This is a genomic window from Pseudomonas sp. Z1-12 (assembly GCF_051132015.1).
In the GTDB taxonomy this organism is placed as follows: Bacteria; Pseudomonadota; Gammaproteobacteria; order Pseudomonadales; family Pseudomonadaceae; genus Aquipseudomonas; species Aquipseudomonas zanjanensis.
In genome coordinates, this window is the sequence record NZ_CP071647.1 from 5,901,889 (window position 1) to 5,924,047 (window position 22,159).

At 62.2% G+C, this 22,159-nt stretch carries 21 protein-coding genes; 10 read left to right on the forward strand and 11 right to left on the reverse strand.

What is annotated here, in order from left to right; translation table 11 throughout:
* Nucleotides 1–94 precede the first annotated feature (94 nt).
* The 5 genes from miaB (at nt 95) to lnt (ending at nt 5,531) form a co-directional block, all read left to right on the forward strand.
* On the forward strand, nt 95–1,423 hold the full coding sequence (gene miaB / locus J3P85_RS25785) for a tRNA (N6-isopentenyl adenosine(37)-C2)-methylthiotransferase MiaB (protein ID WP_186706557.1): 1,329 nt from the start codon (nt 95–97) through the stop codon (nt 1,421–1,423).
* Nucleotides 1,424–1,638: 215 nt separating this feature from the next.
* Complete coding sequence (locus J3P85_RS25790; RefSeq protein ID WP_186706558.1) at nt 1,639–2,649, forward strand: PhoH family protein; 1,011 nt, start codon at nt 1,639–1,641, stop codon at nt 2,647–2,649.
* On the forward strand, nt 2,642–3,100 hold the full coding sequence (gene ybeY, locus J3P85_RS25795) for an rRNA maturation RNase YbeY (RefSeq protein ID WP_434704018.1): 459 nt from the start codon (nt 2,642–2,644) through the stop codon (nt 3,098–3,100). The genes J3P85_RS25790 and ybeY overlap by 8 nt, the downstream gene beginning before the upstream one ends.
* 40 nt (nt 3,101–3,140) lie before the next feature.
* Entirely contained in the window at nt 3,141–3,980 is an 840-nt protein-coding gene (locus tag J3P85_RS25800; protein WP_186706560.1) for an HlyC/CorC family transporter, read from the forward strand.
* Between the two features lie 27 nt (nt 3,981–4,007).
* Nucleotides 4,008–5,531 carry an apolipoprotein N-acyltransferase gene (gene lnt, locus J3P85_RS25805; RefSeq protein WP_434704019.1) on the forward strand — a complete coding sequence of 508 codons (1,524 nt, stop codon included), beginning with the start codon at nt 4,008–4,010 and terminating at the stop codon, nt 5,529–5,531.
* Nucleotides 5,532–5,681: 150 nt separating this feature from the next.
* Here the strand turns inward: lnt and J3P85_RS25810 are convergent, their stop codons facing one another.
* Nucleotides 5,682–6,443, reverse strand: coding sequence for a YdcF family protein (locus J3P85_RS25810; protein WP_250965943.1), 762 nt, complete (start codon nt 6,441–6,443; stop codon nt 5,682–5,684).
* A gap of 103 nt (nt 6,444–6,546) precedes the next feature.
* Entirely contained in the window at nt 6,547–6,867 is a 321-nt protein-coding gene (locus J3P85_RS25815) for a hypothetical protein (RefSeq protein ID WP_181289424.1), read from the reverse strand.
* Nucleotides 6,868–7,160: 293 nt separating this feature from the next.
* Here J3P85_RS25815 and leuS point away from each other — a divergent pair, with 293 nt between their 5' ends.
* The 5 genes from leuS to J3P85_RS25840 all read left to right on the forward strand — a co-directional run bounded on the left by leuS (nt 7,161) and on the right by J3P85_RS25840 (nt 13,375).
* Nucleotides 7,161–9,767 (forward strand): leucine--tRNA ligase, encoded by a 2,607-nt coding sequence (leuS, locus tag J3P85_RS25820; protein ID WP_434704020.1) that lies wholly within the window; start codon nt 7,161–7,163, stop codon nt 9,765–9,767.
* Nucleotides 9,768–9,857: 90 nt separating this feature from the next.
* Nucleotides 9,858–10,463, forward strand: a complete 606-nt coding sequence (gene lptE, locus J3P85_RS25825; RefSeq protein ID WP_434704021.1) for an LPS assembly lipoprotein LptE — start codon at nt 9,858–9,860, stop codon at nt 10,461–10,463.
* A 39-nt stretch (nt 10,464–10,502) separates the two neighbouring features.
* On the forward strand, nt 10,503–11,540 hold the full coding sequence (gene holA / locus J3P85_RS25830; protein ID WP_434704022.1) for a DNA polymerase III subunit delta: 1,038 nt from the start codon (nt 10,503–10,505) through the stop codon (nt 11,538–11,540).
* A gap of 275 nt (nt 11,541–11,815) precedes the next feature.
* Complete coding sequence (gene arfA / locus J3P85_RS25835; protein ID WP_030140368.1) at nt 11,816–11,980, forward strand: alternative ribosome rescue factor ArfA; 165 nt, start codon at nt 11,816–11,818, stop codon at nt 11,978–11,980.
* Between the two features lie 72 nt (nt 11,981–12,052).
* Complete coding sequence (locus tag J3P85_RS25840; protein WP_186706566.1) at nt 12,053–13,375, forward strand: lytic murein transglycosylase; 1,323 nt, start codon at nt 12,053–12,055, stop codon at nt 13,373–13,375.
* Nucleotides 13,376–13,485: 110 nt separating this feature from the next.
* Here J3P85_RS25840 and J3P85_RS25845 read toward each other — a convergent pair whose 3' ends face one another.
* The 9 genes from J3P85_RS25845 to rodA all read right to left on the reverse strand — a co-directional run bounded on the left by J3P85_RS25845 (nt 13,486) and on the right by rodA (nt 22,137).
* Nucleotides 13,486–14,418, reverse strand: coding sequence for a S66 peptidase family protein (locus J3P85_RS25845; RefSeq protein WP_434704023.1), 933 nt, complete (start codon nt 14,416–14,418; stop codon nt 13,486–13,488).
* Between the two features lie 735 nt (nt 14,419–15,153).
* A complete protein-coding gene (locus J3P85_RS25850; protein ID WP_250965065.1) occupies nt 15,154–15,294 on the reverse strand; it encodes a hypothetical protein in 141 nt (46 codons plus the stop codon).
* A 193-nt stretch (nt 15,295–15,487) separates the two neighbouring features.
* Nucleotides 15,488–16,510 (reverse strand): lipoyl synthase, encoded by a 1,023-nt coding sequence (lipA, locus tag J3P85_RS25855; RefSeq protein ID WP_014340371.1) that lies wholly within the window; start codon nt 16,508–16,510, stop codon nt 15,488–15,490.
* A 1-nt stretch (nt 16,511) separates the two neighbouring features.
* Nucleotides 16,512–17,159: a lipoyl(octanoyl) transferase LipB gene (gene lipB, locus J3P85_RS25860; protein WP_434704024.1), complete on the reverse strand. Its 648-nt coding sequence runs from the start codon at nt 17,157–17,159 to the stop codon at nt 16,512–16,514.
* The gene (locus J3P85_RS25865) at nt 17,159–17,434 is read right to left on the reverse strand and encodes a DUF493 domain-containing protein (protein WP_053125656.1); all 276 of its coding nucleotides are present in this window, start codon (nt 17,432–17,434) and stop codon (nt 17,159–17,161) included. The genes lipB and J3P85_RS25865 overlap by 1 nt, the downstream gene beginning before the upstream one ends.
* 81 nt (nt 17,435–17,515) lie before the next feature.
* Nucleotides 17,516–18,673, reverse strand: coding sequence for a D-alanyl-D-alanine carboxypeptidase family protein (locus tag J3P85_RS25870; protein ID WP_186706569.1), 1,158 nt, complete (start codon nt 18,671–18,673; stop codon nt 17,516–17,518).
* A 307-nt stretch (nt 18,674–18,980) separates the two neighbouring features.
* The gene (locus tag J3P85_RS25875; RefSeq protein ID WP_434704025.1) at nt 18,981–20,006 is read right to left on the reverse strand and encodes a septal ring lytic transglycosylase RlpA family protein; all 1,026 of its coding nucleotides are present in this window, start codon (nt 20,004–20,006) and stop codon (nt 18,981–18,983) included.
* Nucleotides 20,006–21,016, reverse strand: coding sequence for a lytic murein transglycosylase B (gene mltB, locus J3P85_RS25880; RefSeq protein ID WP_411385716.1), 1,011 nt, complete (start codon nt 21,014–21,016; stop codon nt 20,006–20,008). Before mltB ends, J3P85_RS25875 begins: the two co-directional genes overlap by 1 nt.
* Nucleotides 21,017–21,033: 17 nt before the next feature.
* A complete protein-coding gene (rodA, locus tag J3P85_RS25885) occupies nt 21,034–22,137 on the reverse strand; it encodes a rod shape-determining protein RodA (protein ID WP_186706612.1) in 1,104 nt (367 codons plus the stop codon).
* Nucleotides 22,138–22,159: the final 22 nt, after the last annotated feature.

Genomic DNA, 22,159 nt, shown 5'->3' on the forward strand with positions numbered 1-22,159 from the left:
AACTATAGCATAGCCACTGTTCGCACAGCGGTGGGAACCCAGGGACTTGTTCTCTATAATGCGCGGTTCTTTGAATCACGTGATGACCCCGTCCATGGCCAAGAAGCTTTACATCGAAACCCACGGTTGCCAGATGAACGAGTACGACAGCTCGCGCATGGTCGATCTGCTGGGCGAACACCAGGCCCTGGAAGTCACCGCTCGCGCCGAAGACGCGGACGTGATCCTGCTCAACACCTGCTCTATCCGCGAACGTGCCCAGGACCGGGTGTATTCCCAGCTCGGCCGCTGGCGTGAACTGAAGCTGGCCAACCCGGAGATGGTCATCGCCGTGGGCGGTTGCGTGGCCAGCCAGGAAGGCGCGGCCATTCGTGATCGCGCGCCCTACGTGGACGTGGTCTTCGGCCCGCAGACCCTGCACCGCCTGCCGGAGATGATCGACGCCGCCCGCAGCACCAAGCTGCCGCAAGTGGACGTCTCGTTCCCGGAAATCGAAAAATTCGACCACCTGCCCGAACCGCGCATCGACGGCCCCAGTGCCTACGTGTCGGTGATGGAAGGTTGCAGCAAGTACTGCACGTTCTGCGTGGTGCCTTATACCCGCGGCGAAGAAGTCAGCCGGCCGTTCGACGACGTGATCGCCGAGATCATCCACCTGGCGGAAAACGGCGTGCGCGAAGTGACCCTGCTGGGGCAGAACGTCAACGGCTATCGCGGCCTGACCCATGACGGGCGCCTGGCGGACCTCGCCGAACTGATCCGCGTCGTGGCGGCGGTGGACGGCATCGATCGCATCCGCTACACCACCTCCCACCCGCTGGAGTTCTCCGACAGCCTGATCCAGGCCCACGCCGAGGTTCCCGAACTGGTCAAGCACCTGCACCTGCCGGTGCAATCGGGTTCCGACCGGATCCTCGCGGCCATGAAGCGCAACCACACGGCGCTGGAGTACAAATCCAAACTGCGCAAGTTGCGCGCCGCCGTGCCAGGTATCTGCATCAGCTCGGACTTTATCGTCGGCTTCCCCGGCGAAACCGAGAAGGATTTCCAGCAAACCATGAAGCTGATCGAAGACGTGGGCTTCGACTTTTCCTATTCCTTCGTCTACAGCCAACGCCCTGGCACCCCGGCGGCCGACTTGGCGGACGAAACCCCGGAAGAACTGAAAAAAGAACGGCTCAACGCCTTGCAACACCGCCTCAACCAGCAAGGTTTCGAGATCAGCCGACAAATGGTCGGCTCCGTCCAGCGGATTCTGGTGACCGATTATTCGAAAAAAGACCCGGGCGAGCTGCAAGGACGCACCGAAAACAACCGCATCGTCAACTTCCGCTGCGACACCCCGGCCCTGATCGGCCAGTTCGCCGACGTGCACATCGACGCCGCGCAACCGCACTCGCTGCGTGGTTCGCTCATTCAGTGACCGCGCACTTCCTGTGGGAGCGAGCTTGCTCGCGATAGCGGTATCACAGTCAATTCCCAGGTTGAATGTGAGACCCCCATCGCGAGCAAGCTCGCTCCCACAGTGGCCGTGCCAAACCCTGTCATCAGATTCGCCTGTTTAAGAGCTTTCGCACCCAGCCTACTGGCGTTATCCTTGATTTCACCTTAATTGCCCCTGGGCGGCTAAAAACGACCTTGAACGCACCCATCGAACCACATCGCTTTATTCTCGAGCCCTTTGAGGCTCGCCGCTTCGCCAATCTGTGCGGGCAATTCGACGAGCATCTGCGCTTGATCGAACAGCGCCTGGCCATCGAGATCCGCAACCGCGGAAACCAGTTCGAACTGATCGGCGAACCCAAGCACACCACCTCCGCGGAAAACCTGCTGCGCCGCCTCTACCGGGAAACCAAGGGGAGCGAGCTGTCGCCGGATACGGTCCACCTGTTCCTCCAGGAATCGGCTGTCGAAGAACTCGACAACCCTGCCCCGTCGGAACCTGCCGTGGCCCTGCGCACGAAAAAAGGCATGATTCGCCCGCGCGGCTTGAATCAGCAGCGCTACGTGAAGGAAATCCTCGGCAACGACATCAACTTCGGCATCGGCCCGGCCGGTACCGGCAAGACCTACCTGGCCGTGGCCTGCGCCGTCGATGCGCTGGAACGCGAACAGGTGCGGCGCATCCTGCTGGTGCGACCGGCGGTCGAAGCGGGTGAAAAACTCGGCTTCCTGCCCGGCGACCTGGCCCAGAAGATCGACCCGTACCTGCGCCCGCTCTATGACGCGCTGTATGAAATGCTCGGCTTCGAATACGTCGCCAAGCTGATCGAGCGCCAGGTCATCGAGGTCGCGCCGCTGGCCTACATGCGCGGCCGGACCCTGAACAACAGCTTCATCATCCTCGACGAAAGCCAGAACACCACGGTCGAGCAGATGAAAATGTTCCTGACCCGGATCGGCTTCGGCTCCACCGCCGTCATCACCGGGGACATCACCCAGGTCGACCTGCCCCGGGGCACCAAGTCCGGCCTGAACCACGTGATCCAGGTGCTCAAGGACGTGCCGGGCATCAGCTTCACGCATTTCATGCCCAAGGACGTCGTGCGCCACCCGCTGGTGCAGCGCATTGTCGAAGCCTACGAGCGTTTCGAGCATCGCGCCGAGGAAGAGTTGGCCGAAAGCAAAGGCAATGGCCGCAATGCTTGAACTCGACCTGCAAGTGGCCTGTGAACACGCCGCCCCCAGCGAAGCCAAGTTCCGCCAATGGTGCGAACTGGCCCTGCGCCAGCGCAGCGCCGATTCCGAGCTGACGATCCGCCTGGTGGACGAAGCCGAAGGCCGTGAACTGAACCACACCTGGCGACAGAAAGACTACGCCACCAACGTGCTGTCGTTCCCCGCCGATGTTCCCGACGAACTGCTCGACATCCCGCTGCTGGGCGATCTGGTGATCTGCGTCCCGGTGGTGGAACGTGAAGCGGCGGAACAAGACAAGACGTCCGGGGCCCATTGGGCCCATCTGGTGATTCACGGCTGCTTGCATCTATTGGGTTACGACCATATAGAAGATGACGAAGCCGAAGAAATGGAAGCGCTGGAACGAACGTTGCTTGCAGAGCTGGGTCATCCCGACCCCTACGCCGGCGACGAACACTGATACATCAACCTGTAACGACAAAGGATTCAGAGTAATCGCTATGAGCGAAGATCGATCGACCAACGGGCAGAAGTCATGGCTGGGCAAGCTCACCCAGGCTTTTGCCCATGAGCCGAAAAACCGCCAGGAGCTGCTGGAGCTGCTGCGCGATGCACACCAGAACAAACTGCTGGACAGCGAAGCGCTGGCCATCGTCGAAGGCGCCATCCAGGTCGCTGACCTGCAAGTGCGGGACATCATGGTCCCGCGCTCGCAGATGGTCAGCATCAAGGCGACCCAGACCCCGCGTGAATTCCTGCCCGCCGTGGTCGACTCCGCTCACTCGCGCTACCCGGTCGTCGGCGAGAGCCATGACGATGTCATGGGCGTGCTGCTGGCCAAGGACTTGCTGCCGCTGATCCTCCAGGAGAACGGCGACAGCTTCAACATCAAGGACCTGCTGCGCCCGGCCACCTTCGTGCCCGAGTCCAAGCGCCTGAACGTGCTGCTGCGTGAATTCCGCGCCAACCACAACCACATGGCCATCGTCATCGACGAATACGGCGGCGTGGCCGGCCTGGTCACCATCGAAGACGTGCTCGAGCAGATCGTCGGCGACATCGAGGACGAGCACGACGTCGAGGAAGACAGCTACATCAAGCCACTGCCCAGCGGCGACTTCCTGATCAAGGCCCTGACGCCGATCGAGAACTTCAACGAATTCTTCGACAGCCAGTTCTCCGACGATGAGTTCGACACCGTCGGCGGCCTGGTGATGAGTGCTTTCGGGCACCTGCCCAAGCGCAACGAAACCACGGAAATCGGCTCCTGGCGCTTCCGTATCCTGAATGCCGACAGCCGTCGGATTCACTTGCTGCGCCTGTCACCCATTGGCCGATAACCCCTGCGAGACCCGCTAAGGACACACATGCGCTGGACAACCCGCCCCGGCTGGCCCGGTAACTTGCTGGCCGTGGCGGCCGGTGCGATCACCACCCTGGCCCTGGCGCCGTTCGATATCTGGCCGCTGGCATTGCTGGCGGTCGGTTTGTTCTACGCCGGGCTGCGCGAGCTTTCGCCGCGCCAGGCCCTGGGCCGTGGCTGGTGTTTCGGTTTCGGTTTGTTTGGTGCCGGCACCAGTTGGATCTACGTCAGCATCCACAACTTCGGTGGCGCCTCGGTGCTGCTCGCCGGCTTTCTGATGCTGCTGTTCATCGCCGCCATCGCCTGGTTCTTCGCCCTGCCCGCCTGGTTGTGGGCGCGCTGGTTGCGTCGCAACGAGGCGCCACTGGCCGATGCCCTGGCATTCGCCGCGCTGTGGTTGGGCCAGGAAGCGTTTCGTGGCTGGTTCCTCACCGGGTTCCCGTGGCTGTATTCCGGCTACAGCCAACTCGACGGCCCCCTGGCCGGTCTCGCGCCATTGGGCGGGATGTGGCTGATCTCCTTCACCCTCGCCCTGACCGCCGCGCTGCTGTACAACGCGCCCCGGTTGATCCGCGGCGCCCGCAAAGGCTTTATTGCCGCGGGCGTGTTGCTGCTGATCGGCCCATGGATGGCCGGCATGGCGCTCAAGGGCCATACCTGGACCAGCCCTTCGGGCGAGCCGCTGAGTGTCGCGGCGATCCAGGGCAACATCGAACAAAGCATGAAGTGGGACCCCGACCAGCTCAACGCGCAGCTGGCGCTGTACCGCGACATGAGCTTCGCCTCCAAGCGCGTCGACCTGCTGATCTGGCCGGAAACCGCGGTGCCGGTGCTCAAGGAATCCGCCCAGGGCTACCTGGACATGATGGGCAACTTCGCCGCCGAACGGCAGTCGGCGTTGATCACCGGCGTGCCGATCCGGCAACTGGTGCGCCACGAAAAGCGTTACTACAACGGCATCACCGTGACCGGCGAAGGTGACGGTACTTATTTGAAGCAAAAGCTCGTGCCGTTCGGCGAATACGTGCCCCTGCAGGACATCCTGCGCGGCCTGATCGCTTTCTTCGACCTGCCCATGTCGGACTTCGCCCGGGGCCCGGCCGACCAGCCGTTGCTGCAAGCCAAGGGCTACCAGATCGCGCCGTTCATCTGCTATGAAGTGGTCTACCCGGAGTTTGCCGCCAGCCTGTCGGCGCGCAGCGACCTGCTGCTGACCATCAGCAACGACACCTGGTTCGGCACCTCGATCGGCCCGTTGCAACACCTGCAAATGGCCCAGATGCGTGCCTTGGAGGCCGGCCGCTGGATGATCCGCGCCACCAACAACGGCGTGACCGGCCTGATCAACCCCTTCGGCCAGATCACCGCACAGATCCCGCAATTCGAACGCGGCATCCTGTATGGCGAAGTAGTGCCGATGCACGGCTTGACCCCGTACCTGCAATGGCGCTCGTGGCCGCTGATCGTTTTGTGCGTGTTGTTACTGGGCTGGGCGCTGATGGCGAGCCGGATGGCCAGGACGGTTTAACTCGGTCCCCCATGTGAATGAAAAACCCTGTGGCGAGGGAGCTTGCTCCCGCTGGCCTGCGCAGCAGGCCCTTTTTTTGGGGCCGCTTCGCGCCCCAGCGGGAGCAAGCTCCCTCGCCACAACAGCGATCACCTCACTCCACACGGTGTTTCATCGGTAAAACAACCAATACCCCACCAACCCCACCGCTTCGTTCATCAACTGCCCGGACTGCCAGATCGCCTTGAACTCCGGCATCCAGCCACCCAGTGGCCGAGCGTTGTCCTGGCCCAGGAACCCGACAGGCGCCGGCACCACTTCAAATCCCGAGCGCTCGAAACTCCAGGCCGCCCGCGGCATGTGCCAGGCCTGGGTGACCACCACGACTCGCTTGATGCCGGCGGGCAGCAGGATTTCGGCGCTCATTTGGGCATTTTCCCAAGTCGTGCGGCTGCGCTCTTCCTGCCAGCGCACGGTCACGCCGAAATCATCGCGCATCGAGTCAGCCATCAGCCTGGCCTCGCTAGGCGGGGTGCCGTAGTGCAAGCCCCCGGTTGTCAACACGGGCAAGCCCGAAGCCTTGGCCAGCCGCGCCGCATAACGCTGGCGCTCAAGACCCACGCCGGTGGGCTGGTCGGCTCCCCAGGCCGGGTCACCGCGCTCGCGACCGGAGCCCAGCACCACGATGGCGTCGGCACGCTGGGCCAGGGTCGCCCAGTCACTGCGCAGCAGCGGTGGATCACGCTCCAAGGCCTTGGCGCTCCACTGCACCACCACCGGCAGGCTCATCAGCCAGAAGCCGCCCAAGCCCACGACGAAACATAGGCGGGCCAGGCGCGGTCGTGAATGGCGCCACCACCAGGCAAGCGCCAGCAGCAGCAAAAGAATGCCGGGCGGCAATAAAAGTTGTTTGATGAAATAGCGAAACGGCATCGGGCATCTCCATAGATGCCCGAAGCCTAGGTGGGTTGACGCAAAGCGACAACAGATTCGAAAAAACCTTGAATCAAAAAAAGCGACACGCGTGAATCCGGCGTTACTTGAACTGCAGTGACCGGACCTTTACAGCATCCTTGTCAGGCGTCCGGTCCTTGAGCCACACGACTTTGGCCGAACGGGGCGCATCGAGACGCTTGTTTGCCTGGGCCCCGATTGCAGGGGCCTGGTGCCCGACCTGCTCAAGGTAGGCCTTGACCAGTTCGAACTCTGCGGGGCTCAAGCCACGCAGTTCCAGCTCTGCCGGACGCTCATCACGCAAGCGACCGGCGGTTCTTGCAGCGTCCAGGGCCACCCCGAGACGATCGATCAATTTTTCATACAACTCAGGTGTAGCGACTTTTCGTTGTGATTCAACCATCCCTCACCTCATTGAAGATAAGACTCACTCCCCATTGAGAAGCTTAGCTTCGCTGGGCAAACCGGCAGGGCGCCGCGACCAACGGCCCTGAACACGGGTCATCGCCTGGGGTCGTCGATGGTCGACACGCAATCTAAGGTTTCCCTCGGTAGAGCGCGGTCATGTATGCTACGGCGCTTCCTGTAACTCCACTTCCAGCTTGGCTGGGCATCGAAAACGCCGCATTCGGCGTCGTCTGCGCCCAGCATCGCCACGAAGAGGATTGGGCCACCCCATTCAGTACAAAAGTAGCCATGCACGAACACTACCAGCCCCGTGAAATCGAAGCCGCCGCCCAGTCGTTCTGGGACGAGCAAAAGTCCTTTGAAGTCAGTGAACAGCCAGGCAAGGAGACTTACTACTGCCTGTCGATGTTCCCTTACCCCAGCGGCAAGCTACACATGGGGCACGTGCGCAACTACACCATCGGCGACGTGATCTCCCGCTACCAGCGCATGCAAGGCAAGAACGTCCTGCAACCCATGGGTTGGGACGCCTTCGGCATGCCGGCGGAAAACGCCGCGATGAAGAACAACGTGGCGCCCGCCAAGTGGACCTACGAAAACATCGCCTACATGAAATCCCAGCTGCGCAGCCTGGGCCTGGCGGTGGACTGGTCCCGCGAAGTGACCACCTGCAAGCCCGACTACTACCGCTGGGAACAATGGTTGTTCACCCGCCTGTTCGAAAAAGGCGTGATCTACCGCAAGAACGGCACCGTGAACTGGGACCCGGTGGACCAGACCGTACTGGCCAACGAGCAAGTGATCGACGGGCGCGGCTGGCGCTCCGGCGCGCTGATCGAAAAGCGCGAGATCCCGATGTACTACTTCAAGATCACCGCCTATGCGGATGAACTCCTGGAGAGTCTCGACGAGCTGACCGGCTGGCCCGAGCAGGTCAAGACCATGCAGCGCAACTGGATCGGCAAGTCCCGGGGCATGGAAGTGCAGTTCCCGTACGACGTCGCCTCCATCGGCGAAGCCGGCACCCTGAAAGTCTTCACCACCCGCCCCGACACGCTGATGGGCGCCACCTATGTGGCCGTGGCCGCCGAGCATCCGCTGGCGACCCTGGCCGCCCGCAACAACCCTGAGCTGCAGGCGTTCATCGCCGAATGCAAGGGCGGCAGCGTCGCCGAAGCCGACGTCGCCACCCAGGAGAAGAAAGGCCTGCCGACGTCGCTGTTCGTCGAGCACCCGCTCACCGGCGAGAAACTGCCGGTGTGGGTCGCCAACTACGTGCTGATGCACTACGGCGATGGCGCGGTCATGGCCGTGCCGGCCCACGACGAGCGTGATTTCGAATTCGCCCACAAGTACAACCTGCCGATCAAAGCGGTGGTGCGCACCAGCGCCGGCGACCAGACCCCGGCACCTTGGCAGGACGCCTACGGCGAACACGGCGAGCTGATCAACTCCGGCGAGTTCAACGGCCTGGATTTCGCCGGTGCGTTCGACGCCATCGAAGTCGCCCTGATCAAGAAGAACCTCGGTGCCTCGCGCACCCAGTTCCGCCTGCGTGACTGGGGCATCAGCCGCCAGCGCTACTGGGGCTGCCCGATCCCGATCGTGCATTGCGACACCTGCGGTGACGTACCGGTGCCGGAAGACCAGTTGCCTGTGGTCCTGCCGGAAGACGTCGTACCCGACGGCGCCGGCTCGCCCCTGGCACGCATGCCTGAGTTCTATGAGTGCAGCTGCCCGAAATGCGGCGCGCCAGCCAAGCGTGAAACCGACACCATGGACACCTTCGTCGAGTCCTCCTGGTATTACGCCCGCTACGCCTCGCCGCACTATGAAGGTGGCTTGGTGGAAAAATCCGCGGCTGACCATTGGCTGCCAGTGGACCAGTACATCGGCGGCATCGAACACGCCATTCTCCACCTGCTCTATGCGCGCTTCTTCCACAAGCTGATGCGCGACGAAGGCCTGGTGAGCTCCAACGAGCCGTTCAAGAACCTGCTGACCCAAGGCATGGTGATCGCCGAGACTTACTATCGTCGCGAAGCCAACGGTGCCTACACCTGGTTCAACCCGAGCGACGTCGAACTCGAACGCGACAGCAAGGCCAAGGTCATCAGCGCCAAGCTGATCGCCGACGGCCTGCCGGTGGAAATCGGCGGCACCGAGAAGATGGCCAAGTCGAAGAACAACGGCGTCGACCCACAGTCGATGATCGACCAGTTCGGCGCGGACACCTGCCGCCTGTTCATGATGTTCGCCTCGCCACCTGACATGAGCGCCGAATGGTCCGACTCGGGCGTCGAAGGCTCGCACCGTTTCCTCAAGCGCGTCTGGCGCCTGGCCCAAGCCCATGTCACCCAGGGCCTGCCGGGCAAACTGGACGTCGCCGGCCTGAACGACGAGCAGAAAGCCGTTCGCCGCTCGATCCACCTGGCCATCAAGCAGGCCAGCCATGACGTCGGCCAGAACCACAAGTTCAACACCGCCATCGCCCAGGTGATGACGCTGATGAACGTGCTGGAAAAAGCCGCCCAAGGCACCGAGCAGGATCGCGCACTGATTCACGAAGGCCTGGAAGCCGTGACGCTGCTGCTGGCGCCGATCACGCCGCACATCAGCCACGAGCTGTGGAATCAACTGGGTCACGCCGACCCGGTGATCGATGCACGCTGGCCGCTGGTGGACGAAACCGCGCTGGTGCAGGACAGCCTGACCCTGGTCATCCAGGTCAACGGCAAGTTGCGCGGCCAGATCGAAATGCCGGCCGCCGCCACTCGCGAAGAAGTCGAAGCCGCTGCACGGGCCAACGAAAACGTGCTGCGCTTCGTCGATGGCCTGACGATTCGCAAAGTGATCGTCGTGCCCGGCAAGCTGGTCAACATCGTCGCAAGCTAATTGGATCGGGCGCCAGGCTCGAGCCTGGCGCCGAATACAACCTGCGGGGTCGCCTGGTCGACCCCCATAGGGTTCAAGGGGAGCAACAAGATGATCAAACGTAATCTGCTGGTAGTGGGCCTGGCGGTCCTGTTGAGCGCCTGCGGCTTCCAACTGCGTGGCACCGGCACCACCGAGCTGGCGATCAATGAGCTGGACCTCAGCGCACGGGACGCCTATGGCGAAACCGTCAAGATGCTGCGCGACAACCTGGAAAACAGCGGCGTGAAAGTCTACGGCGGAGCGCCGTACAAGCTGGTATTGACCCGTGAACAGCAAAGCCAGCGCAGCCTGAGCTATGCCGGCGCCGGTCGTTCGGCCGAATACGAACTGAACAACGTGCTGAGCTATGAAATCCGCGGCCAGAACGATCTGGTGCTGCTGGACGACAAGCTGGAGGTACAGAAGGTCTACCTGCACGACGGCAACAACATCACCGGTTCCGACCAGGAGTCGAGCGAAGTGCGCGACGAAATGCGTCGTGACCTCGTGCAACGCATGATGCTGCGTCTGCAACAGCTGAGCCCGGCCCAACTGGAGCAGCTGCAACAGACCGCCGACGCCAAGGCCAAGGCCGAAGCCGAAGCGCTGGAAGCGGCACGCAAGGCTGAAGCGGAAACCCCGCAGCAGTCGCCGATGCAGATCCCGGCTGAATAAGCCTTGCGGGGCGCTCCGGCGCCCCGCTCGTCTTCTCTTATGAAGCTCGCTCCCGCCCAACTCGGCAAACACCTGCAAGGCGCGCTTGCGCCCGTCTACATCATCAGCGGCGATGACCCGCTGCTGTGCCAGGAAGCCGCCGACGCCATCCGCAGCGCCGCTCGCCAACAAGGCTTCGACGAACGCCAGGTCTTCGCCGCCGATGCCAGTTTCGACTGGGGCACGCTGCTGCAGGCCGGGGCGAGCATGTCGTTGTTCGCCGAAAAACGCCTGCTGGAACTGCGCTTGCCGTCTGGCAAGCCCGGTGACAAGGGCGCCGCCGCGCTGATCGAATATTGCTCACGCCCGGCCGAAGACACGGTGCTGCTCGTCAGTTTGCCGAAACTTGACGGCAGCGCGCAGAAGACCAAATGGGGCAAGGCCCTGGTGGAAGGCCCGCAGACCCAGTTCGTGCAGATCTGGCCGGTGGACGTCAGCCAGTTGCCCAGTTGGATTCGTCAGCGCCTGTCCCAGGCGGGTCTCTCGGCCAGCCAGGACGCAGTGGAGCTGATTGCCGCCCGGGTCGAGGGCAACCTGCTGGCCGCTGCCCAGGAAATCGAAAAGCTCAAGCTGATGGCCGAGGGCGGGCAGATCACCGTGGAAACGGTGCAGGCCGCCGTGGCCGACAGTGCGCGCTTCGATGTCTTCGGGCTGACCGATGCGATCCTCAACGGCGAAGCCGCCCATGCCTTGCGCATGCTCGAAGGCCTGCGGGGCGAAGGCGTCGAGCCGCCGGTCATCCTCTGGGCCCTGGCTCGGGAGCTGCGCCTGCTGGCCAACCTGTCCCTGCAATACAGCCAGGGCGTACCGCTGGACAAAGCCTTCAGCCAGGCCCGCCCGCCCGTCTGGGACAAGCGCAAACCGCTGATGAGCAAGGCCCTGCAGCGCTATTCCGCGTCGCGCTGGGCGCAATTGCTGCTCGAGGCCCAACGCATCGACGCGCAGATCAAGGGCCAGGCCGCGGGCTCGCCGTGGATGAGCCTCAGTCGGTTGTCGCTGTTGATGGCCGGACAGCGGCTGCCCTTGCCCGCTGAATAACCCTCGTTTCCAGACAACAGATTTTTTGTGACAAGGATGCTTTTGTGGCGTGGGAGCTTGCTCCCGCTGGGCTGCGCAGCAGACCCAAAAAACAGGGCCGCTGCGCGCTGGAACGCCAGCCCGGCCCAGCGGGAGCAAGCTCCCTCGCCACAACAGCGCCCCAGCCACAATGCCCCTGGCCTTCCTTGATTTCCTACGCAATGCAGGGACTGGACAACCCCCCAACTCTGTCCCATGATTTGCCCCGCAAAAACCACCCCACGAGAGATCCCATCATGAGCAAAAAGCCATCCAGGCATGGCCCCAACAAGGCCAAGTCCATCGTCGCCCAGCCCCTGTTCCGCAGCCGCCAGGAACGACCCGCCAAGGGCAAGGGCAGCTACCGCCGCGAAGCCTTCCAGTCTGACAACTGGGAGGCTTCTTGCTTTCTGGCCGCTTGAAACACTCGGACAAGCCCTACGCCCCTTTCGCATGATAAGGTCAGCACCTGATTTGTATTTCTGGACCCGTGCATGCCCTTCTGTCTTTCCCATCGTTGGCCACTGCGCCAAATGATTGTTGCCGCAAGCGTTGTCCTGCTTGTCGCCTGCGCCGAAAAACCTACCGCCGCCGACGCCCAACCACTCCCGACAGCTCCCGTCGTGACCGCGCCTGCCATCGTGCCGCCCGTGGTGCCCACCGGTGACGACTTGGTGATTGCGCCCACCCAGACCTTTGCTGAATGGCAGGCCGGGTTTCGCAAGGAAGCGCTGGCCGCCGGGATCCGTGCCGATTTGTTCGACCGTGCGTTTGTCGGCGTCAGCCCGGACATGAGCGTGATCAAGGCCGACCGCAGCCAGCCGGAATTTACCCGTCCCGTGTGGGAATACCTAGACGGTGCGCTGTCGCCACTGCGAGTCAACAAGGGCAAGAGCCTGATCCAACAGCACGCCCAGATCCTGCAAAGCATCGAGCAGCGTTATGGCGTCGATCGCGAGGCGCTGGTGGCGGTATGGGGCATGGAGAGCAACTTCGGCCAGTTCCAGGGCAGCAAGTCGGTCATCAACTCCCTGGCGACCCTGGCCTACGAAGGACGGCGCCCGGGCTTTGCCCATGCGCAATTGATCGCCGCGTTGCAGATCCTGCAACAGGGCGATATCACACCGGAAAAAATGCTCGGCTCCTGGGCCGGTGCCATGGGCCAGACCCAGTTCATCCCCACCACGTATAACACCCATGCAGTGGATTTCGACGGCGACGGGCGCCGCGACATCTGGGGCAGCTCCACCGACGCCCTGGCCTCGACCGCGCACTACCTGCAAAGCTCCGGCTGGCAGCGCGGCCAGCCGTGGGGGTTCGAGGTCTCGCTCAACGAGGGCTTCGACTACACGCTGGCCGATGGCACGATCCGCAAGCCTGTCTCCGAATGGATGCGGCTAGGCGTTGCAGAATATGGCGGCTTGCCGATCGCCCCCGAGGACAAGCAGCTCTCCGCGTCCTTACTCCTGCCGGCTGGCCATCGCGGTCCGGCGTTCCTGATCTTCGATAACTTCCGCGCCATCCTCAAGTACAACAATTCATCGTCCTATGCCTTGGCGGTCGGGCTGTTGTCGAAGCGCTTCAGCGGTGCGGGATTGGTCTACGGCCAATGGCCAAAGGAAGACCTGCCCCTGAGCCGCAGCGAACGCGTGGAACTGCAAACCCTGCTGGGCAAGCACAACTACGACGCGGGCAACCCCGACGGCATCATCGGTGCCAACACCCGCAAAGCGATCCGCAGCGCCCAGCAGTCGTTCGGCTGGCCGGCGGATGGGTATCCGACGCACCAACTGCTTGAGGCGTTGCGCAAGCGCTGAATGGACGTATGGCCGCTGACGCCATCGCGAGCAAGCTCGCTCCCACAGGGTTTCCGGTCACCCTGTGGGAGCGAGCTTGCTCGCGAAGACTGCTTGCAGGCGCTACATGACTAGCGGCTGATCACCACATCCTGCTCCAACACCAACCGCTTCTCCCCAGCATCCAGCGTCACCAACGCCCCCATGGGCAAGGTCAGGTTCGGATCGCAATGCCCGCTGCGCCAGCCGGACAACACCGGGATGCGCAACGGCGCGAAGGTCTGCTTGAGCAACCGGTTCAACGCCTCAAGGTCTACCCCCGCTATATCCCCTACCAGGACCCCGCGCAATTTCGCCAGGGTGCCCGCCAGTCGCAATTGAGTCAGCAGGCGATCGATGCGATACAGCGGTTCGTTGACATCTTCGATGAACAGGATCACCCCTTCGGCGTCGATCTGATAGGCCGTGCCCATGGTCGCGGCGATCATCGAGAGATTGCCGCCCAGCAGGCGGCCGTGGGCGATGCCTGGCTCGACGGTGGTCAATGGGTAGGCCGCGGGATGGCTCAGCAGGCTGCCGGCTTTCACCTGTCCACGTAGCAGGCTGAAAAACGAGGTGACGGTTGGAGGTTCCTTGTCGCCGAGGAGGTCGGCGTTGAGCAGTGGGCCGTGGAAGGTTACGAAGCCGGCGTAGCGGTTGATGGCTAGATGTAGGGCGGTGATGTCGCTGTAGCCTACGAATGGCTTGGGGTTGCGGCGTATGAGGTCGAAGTCGATGCGATCCAGCAGCCGGGGGGTGCCGTAGCCGCCGCGCAGGCAGATGATGGCTTTGATTTCTGGGTCGGCGAAGGCTGTGTGCAGGTCGTTGAGGCGTGTGTCGTCGCTGCCGGCGAGGTAGCCGTCTTTTTCGTAGACGCCTGGGAAGATTCGCAGTTCGTGGCCCCTTGCGCGCATCCATTGGGTGGCTTTTTCGGTGTCCAGGGGGGCGGGGCCGGCTGGGGCTATCACTCCGATCAGGCCTTCTATAGGGAGAGCTGGGACTGGGTGGTGTGGGGTTAGGGCCATGGGGTTCCCGGTTTTTTTGGCGTGCTTTGTGTGTATATCCGTTTTTTGTGTAACGGCCACTTAGGGTTCCGCTCTTACAGCGGGTCACTTTTGAAGAGCGCAAAAGTAACCAAAACGCTCTTGCCCCACCACTCGGCACCTCGCCTAGGCTCGGTGTGCCCTCACTCCGGCATTGCTCCGTGGGCCGCCGCGAAGGGCCATCCATGGCCCAGCGCGGCTACCTCGGCATCCATGCCGAGGTGCCCACTGCGCAATGCCTGCGTTCGGCCAGCGTGGTTTAACGGGGCGTCTCAGATCAAGATCAAGATCAAGATCAAGATCAAGATCAAGATCAAGATCAAGATCAAGATCAAGATCAAGATCAAAAGCGGTCGGGGCTGGCATTTATGTGGCTGCACCACAGCTATCGCGAGCAAGCTCGCTCCCACATTGGAGCTGTACCAGACACAAAACCCATATACACCGCAAAAACCTGTGGGAGCGAGCTTGCTCGCGAAGAGGCCGGCACATCCAACATCACCGCAAACTGACCTACCGCCTTCGCGAGCAAGCTCGCTCCCACATTAGATCTTCAGCAGACACAAAACCCATATACACCGCAAAAACCTGTGGGAGCGAGCTTGCTCGCGAAGAGGCCAGCACATCCAACATCACCGCAAACTGACCCACCGCCTTCGCGAGCAGGCTCGCTCCCACAATTGGATCGAAGTACGACTGCCAGAGCCAGGTCGGCTATCAGGCCGCCTCGCTTTGGCTTTTGATCTTGATCTTGATCTTGATCTTGATCTGGGGCGCCCCGTTAACCACGATGGCCGAACGCAGGCATTGTGGAGTGGGTATCCCGGCATGGATGCCGGGATAGCCGCGCTGGGCCATGGATGGCCCTTCGCGGCGGGCCCACGGAGCAATGCCGGAGTGAGGGCATGCCGAGCCTAAGCGAGGCACCGAGTGGTGGGGCAGGAGCGTTTTGGTTACTTTTGCGCTCTTCAAAAGTGACCCGCTGTAAGAGCGGAACCATAAGCCGCCGTTACGCAAAAAACGGATATACACCCCGCGCCCCTCCAAAAAATCAGGACCCGAGCAACTCAGCCTTGACCAACTTAGCCTGCTCATCCGCATGATACGAAGACCGCACCAACGGCCCCGAAGCCACGTTCTTGAACCCCATCTTGTACCCTTCCTCGGCAAACCAGGCAAAGGTATCCGGATGCACAAAACGCTGCACCGGCAAGTGGCTACGGGAAGGCTGCAGATATTGGCCCAAGGTCAGCATGTCAATGTCATGCTCACGCATGCGCTTCATGACCTCGATAACTTCTTCATCCGTCTCACCCAAGCCCAGCATCAAGCCAGACTTGGTCGGAATGTGCGGCATCATCTGCTTGAAGCGCTGCAGCAAGGTCAGCGACCACTGGTAATCCGAACCCGGACGCGCGGCCTTGTACAGGCGCGGCACGGTTTCCAGGTTGTGGTTGAACACATCCGGCGGCTCGGCGGCGGTGATTTCCAGGGCGATGTCCATGCGGCCACGGTAATCGGGCACCAGGGTTTCCAGCTGGACGTTTGGCGACAGTTTGCGAATCTCGCGGATGCAATCGGCAAAGTGCTGGGCACCGCCGTCACGCAGGTCGTCGCGGTCCACCGAGGTGATGACCACGTACTTGAGCTTCAGGTCGGCGATGGCGATGGCCAGGCTTTCCGGCTCGTTGGTGTCCAATGGCTTCGGACGGCCGTGACCGACGTCGCAGAACGGGCAGCGACGGGTGCAGATGTCGCCCATGATCATGAACGTGGCGGTGCCGCCGGAGAAGCATTCGCCCAGGTTCGGGCAGGAAGCTTCTTCGCAGACGCTGTGCAGCTTGTGCTTGCGCAGCAGGGCCTTGATACGGTCGACTTCCGGGGAAACCGGGATGCGCACGCGGATCCAGTCGGGTTTCTTCGGCAATTCGGTGGTGGGGATGATCTTGACCGGGATGCGTGCAACCTTCTCGGCGCCGCGCAGCTTGACGCCGGCCTCTACCTTGGCACGCGGGGCCGGACGCTCGGTGACGTCCAGCGTCGGGATCATGGTTTGCACTGCATCAGTAGTCATATCAGTCGATTCCGCCCGTGAGGGTCGTCTGCTCAGCATAGTCGAGGTGTTTGACGAGCTGCGCGCGCAGCCGGGCACTTACCTCGGCAAATTCAATCGATCCTGCGTGCTCGCTCAACTGGGTCATCGCCAGTCCCGCGTAGCCACAGGGATTAATCCGTCGGAATGGCGCCAGGTCCATGTCCACGTTCAACGCCAGGCCATGGAACGAACAGCCGTGGCGGATCCGCAAACCCAGGGACGCGATCTTCGCCCCATCGACGTAGACACCCGGCGCATCCGGCTTGGCCGCCGCCGTCACTCCATAGCTGGCCAACAGCTCGATCAAGCACGTCTCCATGCGGGTGACCAGCTCGCGCACGCCAAACCCCAGCTTGCGCACATCCAGCAACAGGTAGGCGACCAGTTGGCCAGGCCCATGGTAGGTCACCTGCCCGCCGCGGTCGACCTTCACCACCGGGATTTCCCCCGGCAGCAACAGGTGCTCGGCCTTGCCGGCCTGGCCCTGGGTGAACACCGGCGGATGTTCCACCAGCCAGACTTCATCGTCGGCGCGGGTGCCGCGTTCGTTGGTGAAGCGTTGCATGGCATGCCAGACCGGCTCGTAAGCCATCGTGCCCAGCTCGCGAAAGCCCAGCGTGCCCGGCATCACAACACCATGTGCACGAAACCGGTGGCGCGCAGCTCGCTGTTGATGTCGTAGAGCTGTTCCTGACCGGTGGCAATGATGTGCAACTGGATCGTCGTGTACTTGCCGTTGGTACTCTGGCGCTCGGCCAGGGTCTTGTGGTCAACGGTGGCATGTTTTTCAAGGATCGCGATGATCTTGTCCTTGAAACCCACGCCGGTGTCGCCGATTACCTTGATCGGGTAATCCGCGCAGGGGAATTCGATTTTTGGCGCCTTTACTTCGGAGTCTGTCATGGCGTAACGGCCTCGTAAGCCGTGGTAACGCACATGGCCCCGCTCCGGAGGGGAACGAGGCCATGCACGTCAACACTTCAATCAGTTGAACAAGCCGTAGAAGAATAGACGGATGCTATCCCAGATGCGGCGGAAGATACCACCTTCCTCGACCGCGTCCAGAGCGATCAGGTCAGCGCTGTGCACCACTTTGTCGTCCAGTTTGACTTCGACTTTACCGATCACGTCGCCCTTGGCGATAGGAGCGGTCAGTTGCGGGTTCATGGTCATGCTGGCAGCGAGCTTCTTGAGCTGGCCTTTAGGCAGGGTCATAGTCAGGTCTTGGGCCAGGCCAGCCTTGACCTGGTTGGTCGAGCCTTTCCAGACCTGGGCCTGGGCCAGTTCGGTGCCCTTCTGGTAGAAGGTCTGGGTTTCGAAGAAACGGAAGCCGTAGGTCAACAGCTTCTGGGTCTCGGCGGCACGGGCCACTTCGCTGCTGGTGCCAAAGACCACGGCGATCAGGCGCATGCCGTCACGCACAGCCGAGGACACCATGCAGTAGCCGGCTTCGTCGGTGTGGCCGGTCTTCAGGCCATCGACGGTCTTGTCGCGCCACAGCAGCAGGTTGCGGTTAGGCTGCTTGATGCCGTTCCAGAAGAATTCCTTCTGGGAGTAGATGGCGTAGTGCGCCGGGTCTTCATGAATGATTGCCCGGGCCAGGATCGCCATGTCGTGGGCCGACGAATAGTGCTCAGGGTTCGGCAGGCCGGTGGGGTTCATGAAGTGGCTGTTGGTCATGCCCAGGTCGGCCACGGTTTTGTTCATCATGTCGGCGAACGCATCTTCGCTGCCGGCGATGTGCTCGGCCAGGGCGACGCTGGCGTCGTTGCCGGATTGGATGATGATGCCGTGCAGCAGGTCGCTGACGGTCACTTGCGAACCGACCTTGATGAACATCCGCGAGCCGCCGGTGCGCCAGGCGTTTTCGCTGACGGTCACCGGATCGTTTTCACCGATCTGGCCACGACGGATTTCCAGGGTCGCGATGTAGGCGGTCATCAGCTTGGTCAGGCTGGCCGGTGGCAGACGCTGGTCACCGTTGTTCTCCACCAGCACCTCGCCGCTGCTGGCATCCATCAGCACAAAGGATTTAGCAGCCAATTGAGGGGGCGCTGGCATCATCTCGACCGCGAACGCGGCCGGTGAGAGAAGCAGCGGGACTAGCAGGCAAAGGCGTTTGGCAAAGGTGGTGATGTTCATCCGTCTCTCGAAATCGCTAATGGGACTGCCCGAAGGCAGAACTAAAACAGGCAACCTCAGGCTTTGTATGAAAAGTGCCTGCGCGACGATCATGCTGCGTTGAAAACAGGCTCGGAATGCTCATTGACAACCAGTCAACTCCGCTTCCTCGCCTGTTTTCGCCTTGCCTGATCGCCGCTCGGCGACTTTTCATACAAACCCTCGGGCTGCCGCGTATTTAAGTTGCTCACTCACACCCTTGCCGGGCTTTTATTATTCATGGAGCCAACAACCTGACCCGCTCCAACCGCAAGCGGGCCTCAATCAATTACTCAGCAGTGACCAGGCTCGGCGAACCGAGATTGGCCAGGCGCACACTGTCCTGCACCTTCTGGACTTCACCCGGAGAACCGATCGGCCCCAGGCGCACCCGATGCAGTGTCTGCTGGTTGCGCACGATCGAGCTGATGAACACCGGGGCGCTCACCATCGAGCTGAGCTTCGACCTCAGCAGCTCGGCAGCGTCCGGGTTGGCGAACGCGCCCACTTGCAGAAACTGGCCAGACGCTGTTGCAGAAGCGTTTTTTTTTGCATCGATCTGCACTGGCAGCACGGCCGCGGCGTGTTGCTGCGGCGGCGGTGTCCACTGCTCGACCGTGCCGGAGGACGCCGTCACGGTGGGCGCGGCATTTTGCGCCACTTTCGGCTCGTTGAGCATCAAAGGCGCCGGACGGCCACGTTGGGCCCACCATTCCTGCGGGTCGATGCCTTCGACTTTCACCCGGGCAGTGCCGGTTTCAGCGTAACCGAGTTTTTTCGCCGCCGCATACGACAGGTCGATGATGCGGTCGGAATAGAACGGCCCACGGTCGTTGACCCGCAGTATCACCGTCTTGTTGTTGTCCAGGTTGGTCACCCGCACATAGCTGGGCAGCGGCAAGGTCTTGTGGGCCGCGCTCATGCCGTACAGGTCGTACACTTCGCCGTTGGCGGTGTTCTGGCCGTGGAACTTGGTGCCGTACCAGGATGCCGTGCCCGAGGCCACGTAGCGCTTGGACTCGGCCATCGGGAAATAGGTCTTGCCCAGCACCGTATAGGGGTTGGCCTTGTAGGGGCCGGTGTGCAGGGTCGGCGTGGCGTCAGGAATGCGCGAGACGTCCACGTCCCACCACGGCGCGCCGTCCTTGTGGGCCCGGTTGATGTCCAGGCCGGGCGTGGCGCGCACGGCGGTGGTGTTTTTCTGGACCGGCGCGCGGCTGGTCGAACAACTGACGACCAGCAGCGACAGCGCGGCCAGCGCCACCAGCTTGAAAGGCTTGGTTTTCAGGGGTTGATAGGTAGGCAATGCCCGCATTATTTGACGCCCCGTGCTTTGACCAGCTCTTCAGACAGTTGATATACGGCCATGGCGTACATCACGCTGCGGTTATAACGCGTAATCGCGTAGAAATTCTTCAGGCCCATCCAGTATTCGGGGCCCTGTTCGCCTTCCAGGCGCATCGCGGTGACCGGCATGTCGTCACGCAGCGCATCATGACTCGACCAGCCCAACGCCCGCAACTCCCCGACGGTTTTCGTCGGCTCGATGCCCTCGGTCAGGCCCTGGTCCACTTGCTCGCCGCGCACATCGGCCCGGCTGACCACCGGCTGGCCGGGTTCCCAGCCGTGCCGCTTGAAATAGCTGGCGACACTGCCAATGGCATCGGTCGGGTTGGTCCAGATATTGATGTGGCCGTCGCCGTCGAAGTCCACCGCGTAGGCGCGGAAACTGCTGGGCATGAATTGTGGCAGGCCCATGGCCCCGGCGTAGGAACCCTTGAGGGTCAGCGGATCGACCTGTTCTTCACGGGCCAGCAGCAGGAATTCGCGCAGCTCCTTGCGGAAGAACTCGGCACGCGGCGGGTAGTCGAAGCCCAGGGTCGACAGCGCGTCGATCACCCGGAAATTCCCGGTGTTGCGGCCAAAGAAGGTCTCGACGCCAATGATCGACACAATGAACTGGGCCGGCACGCCGTATTCCTGCTCGGCACGGGCCAGGGCCGCCTCGTGCTGGCGCCAGAAGTCCACGCCCCGGGCGACACGCGCCTCGGTGATGAACATCGGCCGGTACTCGCTCCACTGCTTGACCCGCTCGGCGGGCCGGGAGATCGCGTCGAGGATCGACTGCTTGCGCTCGGCCTCGCGAAACACCCCCATCAGTTGTTCACCGGCGAAACCGTAGTCGCGGGTCATCTCGCCGACGAATTCGGCCACCTGTGGCGAGCCTTCGTATTCACCGGCCAAGGCCTGCGACGCACTGCCCAGGAGGCCGACCAGGCCGATCCACGGCGCACATCGCGTCGACCAGCCACGCATTGCTTGCATTGAACTCTTCACCTTATTCAAACCTGCGCGATCCACTTGCGATGCGTATGAATCGACATCAAAACCCCAAACGCTGACAGTAGTGTCACCAGCGAAGTTCCTCCGTAGCTAATGAAAGGCAACGGCACCCCCACGACCGGCAACAGGCCACTGACCATACCGATGTTGACGAAAACATAAACAAAAAACGTCATGGTCAGGCTGCCCGCGAGCAACTTGCCGAACAATGTCTGGGCCTGGGCGGTGATCACCAGCCCCCGGCCGATCAGCAATAAATAGATCAGCAGCAGCACGCAGATACCCACCAGGCCGAACTCCTCGCCCATCACGGCGATGATGAAGTCGGTGTGGCTTTCCGGCAAAAAGTCCAGGTGCGACTGGGTGCCCATCAGCCAGCCCTTGCCGAATACGCCGCCGGAACCGATGGCGGCCTTGGACTGGATGATGTTCCAGCCGGTGCCCAGCGGATCGCTTTCCGGGTCGAGGAAGGTCAGGACGCGCTGCTTCTGGTAGTCGTGCATCACGAAATACCACATGGCCACCGACACCGGCACGGCGGCGGCGATCACGCTGAGGATCCAGCGCCAGCGCAACCCGCCCATGAACAGCACGAAGGCGCCGCCGGCCAGGATCAACAGCGAGGTGCCGAGGTCCGGCTGGCGCACGATGAGGATGAACGGGATGCCGATCAGCAACAGGCTGACACATACATGCTTGAGCTGTGGCGGCAAGGAGCGCTTGGACAGGTACCAGGCAATGGTCGCCGGCATGATGATCTTGAGGAACTCCGAAGGCTGGAAGCGGATGACCCCGGGAATATTGATCCAGCGGGTGGCGCCCATGGCGTTGTGGCCCATGATGTCCACCACCACCAGCAAACCGACGCCGACGATGTAGGCCACCGGCACCCAGCGCGCCATGAACCGCGGCTCGAGCTGGGCGATGACGATCATCGACACCAGGCCGATGCCGAACGAGGTGGCCTGCTTGGCCAGCAAGTCCCAGCTCTTGCCGCTGGCCGAATACAGCACGAACAGGCTGCCGGCGGCCAGGGTCAGCAGCAGGATCAACAACGGACCGTCGATGTGCATGCGCTGCAGCAAGGTGGCACGGCGGCGCATCACGTCTTCGCTGGACAGGATC

What these genes read in the sequence shown, in the direction of transcription:
- miaB (WP_186706557.1), top strand. Translation starts at nt 95, where the DNA reads ATGGCCAAGAAGCTTTACATCGAAACCCACGGTTGCCAGATGAACGAG.
- ybeY (WP_434704018.1), top strand. Translation starts at nt 2,642, where the DNA reads ATGCTTGAACTCGACCTGCAAGTGGCCTGTGAACACGCCGCCCCCAGC.
- J3P85_RS25800 (WP_186706560.1), top strand. Translation starts at nt 3,141, where the DNA reads ATGAGCGAAGATCGATCGACCAACGGGCAGAAGTCATGGCTGGGCAAG.
- lnt (WP_434704019.1), top strand. Translation starts at nt 4,008, where the DNA reads ATGCGCTGGACAACCCGCCCCGGCTGGCCCGGTAACTTGCTGGCCGTG.
- J3P85_RS25810 (WP_250965943.1), bottom strand. Translation starts at nt 6,443, where the DNA reads ATGCCGTTTCGCTATTTCATCAAACAACTTTTATTGCCGCCCGGCATT.
- J3P85_RS25815 (WP_181289424.1), bottom strand. Translation starts at nt 6,867, where the DNA reads ATGGTTGAATCACAACGAAAAGTCGCTACACCTGAGTTGTATGAAAAA.
- leuS (WP_434704020.1), top strand. Translation starts at nt 7,161, where the DNA reads ATGCACGAACACTACCAGCCCCGTGAAATCGAAGCCGCCGCCCAGTCG.
- lptE (WP_434704021.1), top strand. Translation starts at nt 9,858, where the DNA reads ATGATCAAACGTAATCTGCTGGTAGTGGGCCTGGCGGTCCTGTTGAGC.
- holA (WP_434704022.1), top strand. Translation starts at nt 10,503, where the DNA reads ATGAAGCTCGCTCCCGCCCAACTCGGCAAACACCTGCAAGGCGCGCTT.
- arfA (WP_030140368.1), top strand. Translation starts at nt 11,816, where the DNA reads ATGAGCAAAAAGCCATCCAGGCATGGCCCCAACAAGGCCAAGTCCATC.
- J3P85_RS25840 (WP_186706566.1), top strand. Translation starts at nt 12,053, where the DNA reads ATGCCCTTCTGTCTTTCCCATCGTTGGCCACTGCGCCAAATGATTGTT.
- J3P85_RS25845 (WP_434704023.1), bottom strand. Translation starts at nt 14,418, where the DNA reads ATGGCCCTAACCCCACACCACCCAGTCCCAGCTCTCCCTATAGAAGGC.
- J3P85_RS25850 (WP_250965065.1), bottom strand. Translation starts at nt 15,294, where the DNA reads ATGGCCCAGCGCGGCTATCCCGGCATCCATGCCGGGATACCCACTCCA.
- lipA (WP_014340371.1), bottom strand. Translation starts at nt 16,510, where the DNA reads ATGACTACTGATGCAGTGCAAACCATGATCCCGACGCTGGACGTCACC.
- lipB (WP_434704024.1), bottom strand. Translation starts at nt 17,159, where the DNA reads ATGCCGGGCACGCTGGGCTTTCGCGAGCTGGGCACGATGGCTTACGAG.
- J3P85_RS25865 (WP_053125656.1), bottom strand. Translation starts at nt 17,434, where the DNA reads ATGACAGACTCCGAAGTAAAGGCGCCAAAAATCGAATTCCCCTGCGCG.
- J3P85_RS25870 (WP_186706569.1), bottom strand. Translation starts at nt 18,673, where the DNA reads ATGAACATCACCACCTTTGCCAAACGCCTTTGCCTGCTAGTCCCGCTG.
- J3P85_RS25875 (WP_434704025.1), bottom strand. Translation starts at nt 20,006, where the DNA reads ATGCGGGCATTGCCTACCTATCAACCCCTGAAAACCAAGCCTTTCAAG.
- mltB (WP_411385716.1), bottom strand. Translation starts at nt 21,016, where the DNA reads ATGCAAGCAATGCGTGGCTGGTCGACGCGATGTGCGCCGTGGATCGGC.
- rodA (WP_186706612.1), bottom strand. Translation starts at nt 22,137, where the DNA reads ATGCGCCGCCGTGCCACCTTGCTGCAGCGCATGCACATCGACGGTCCG.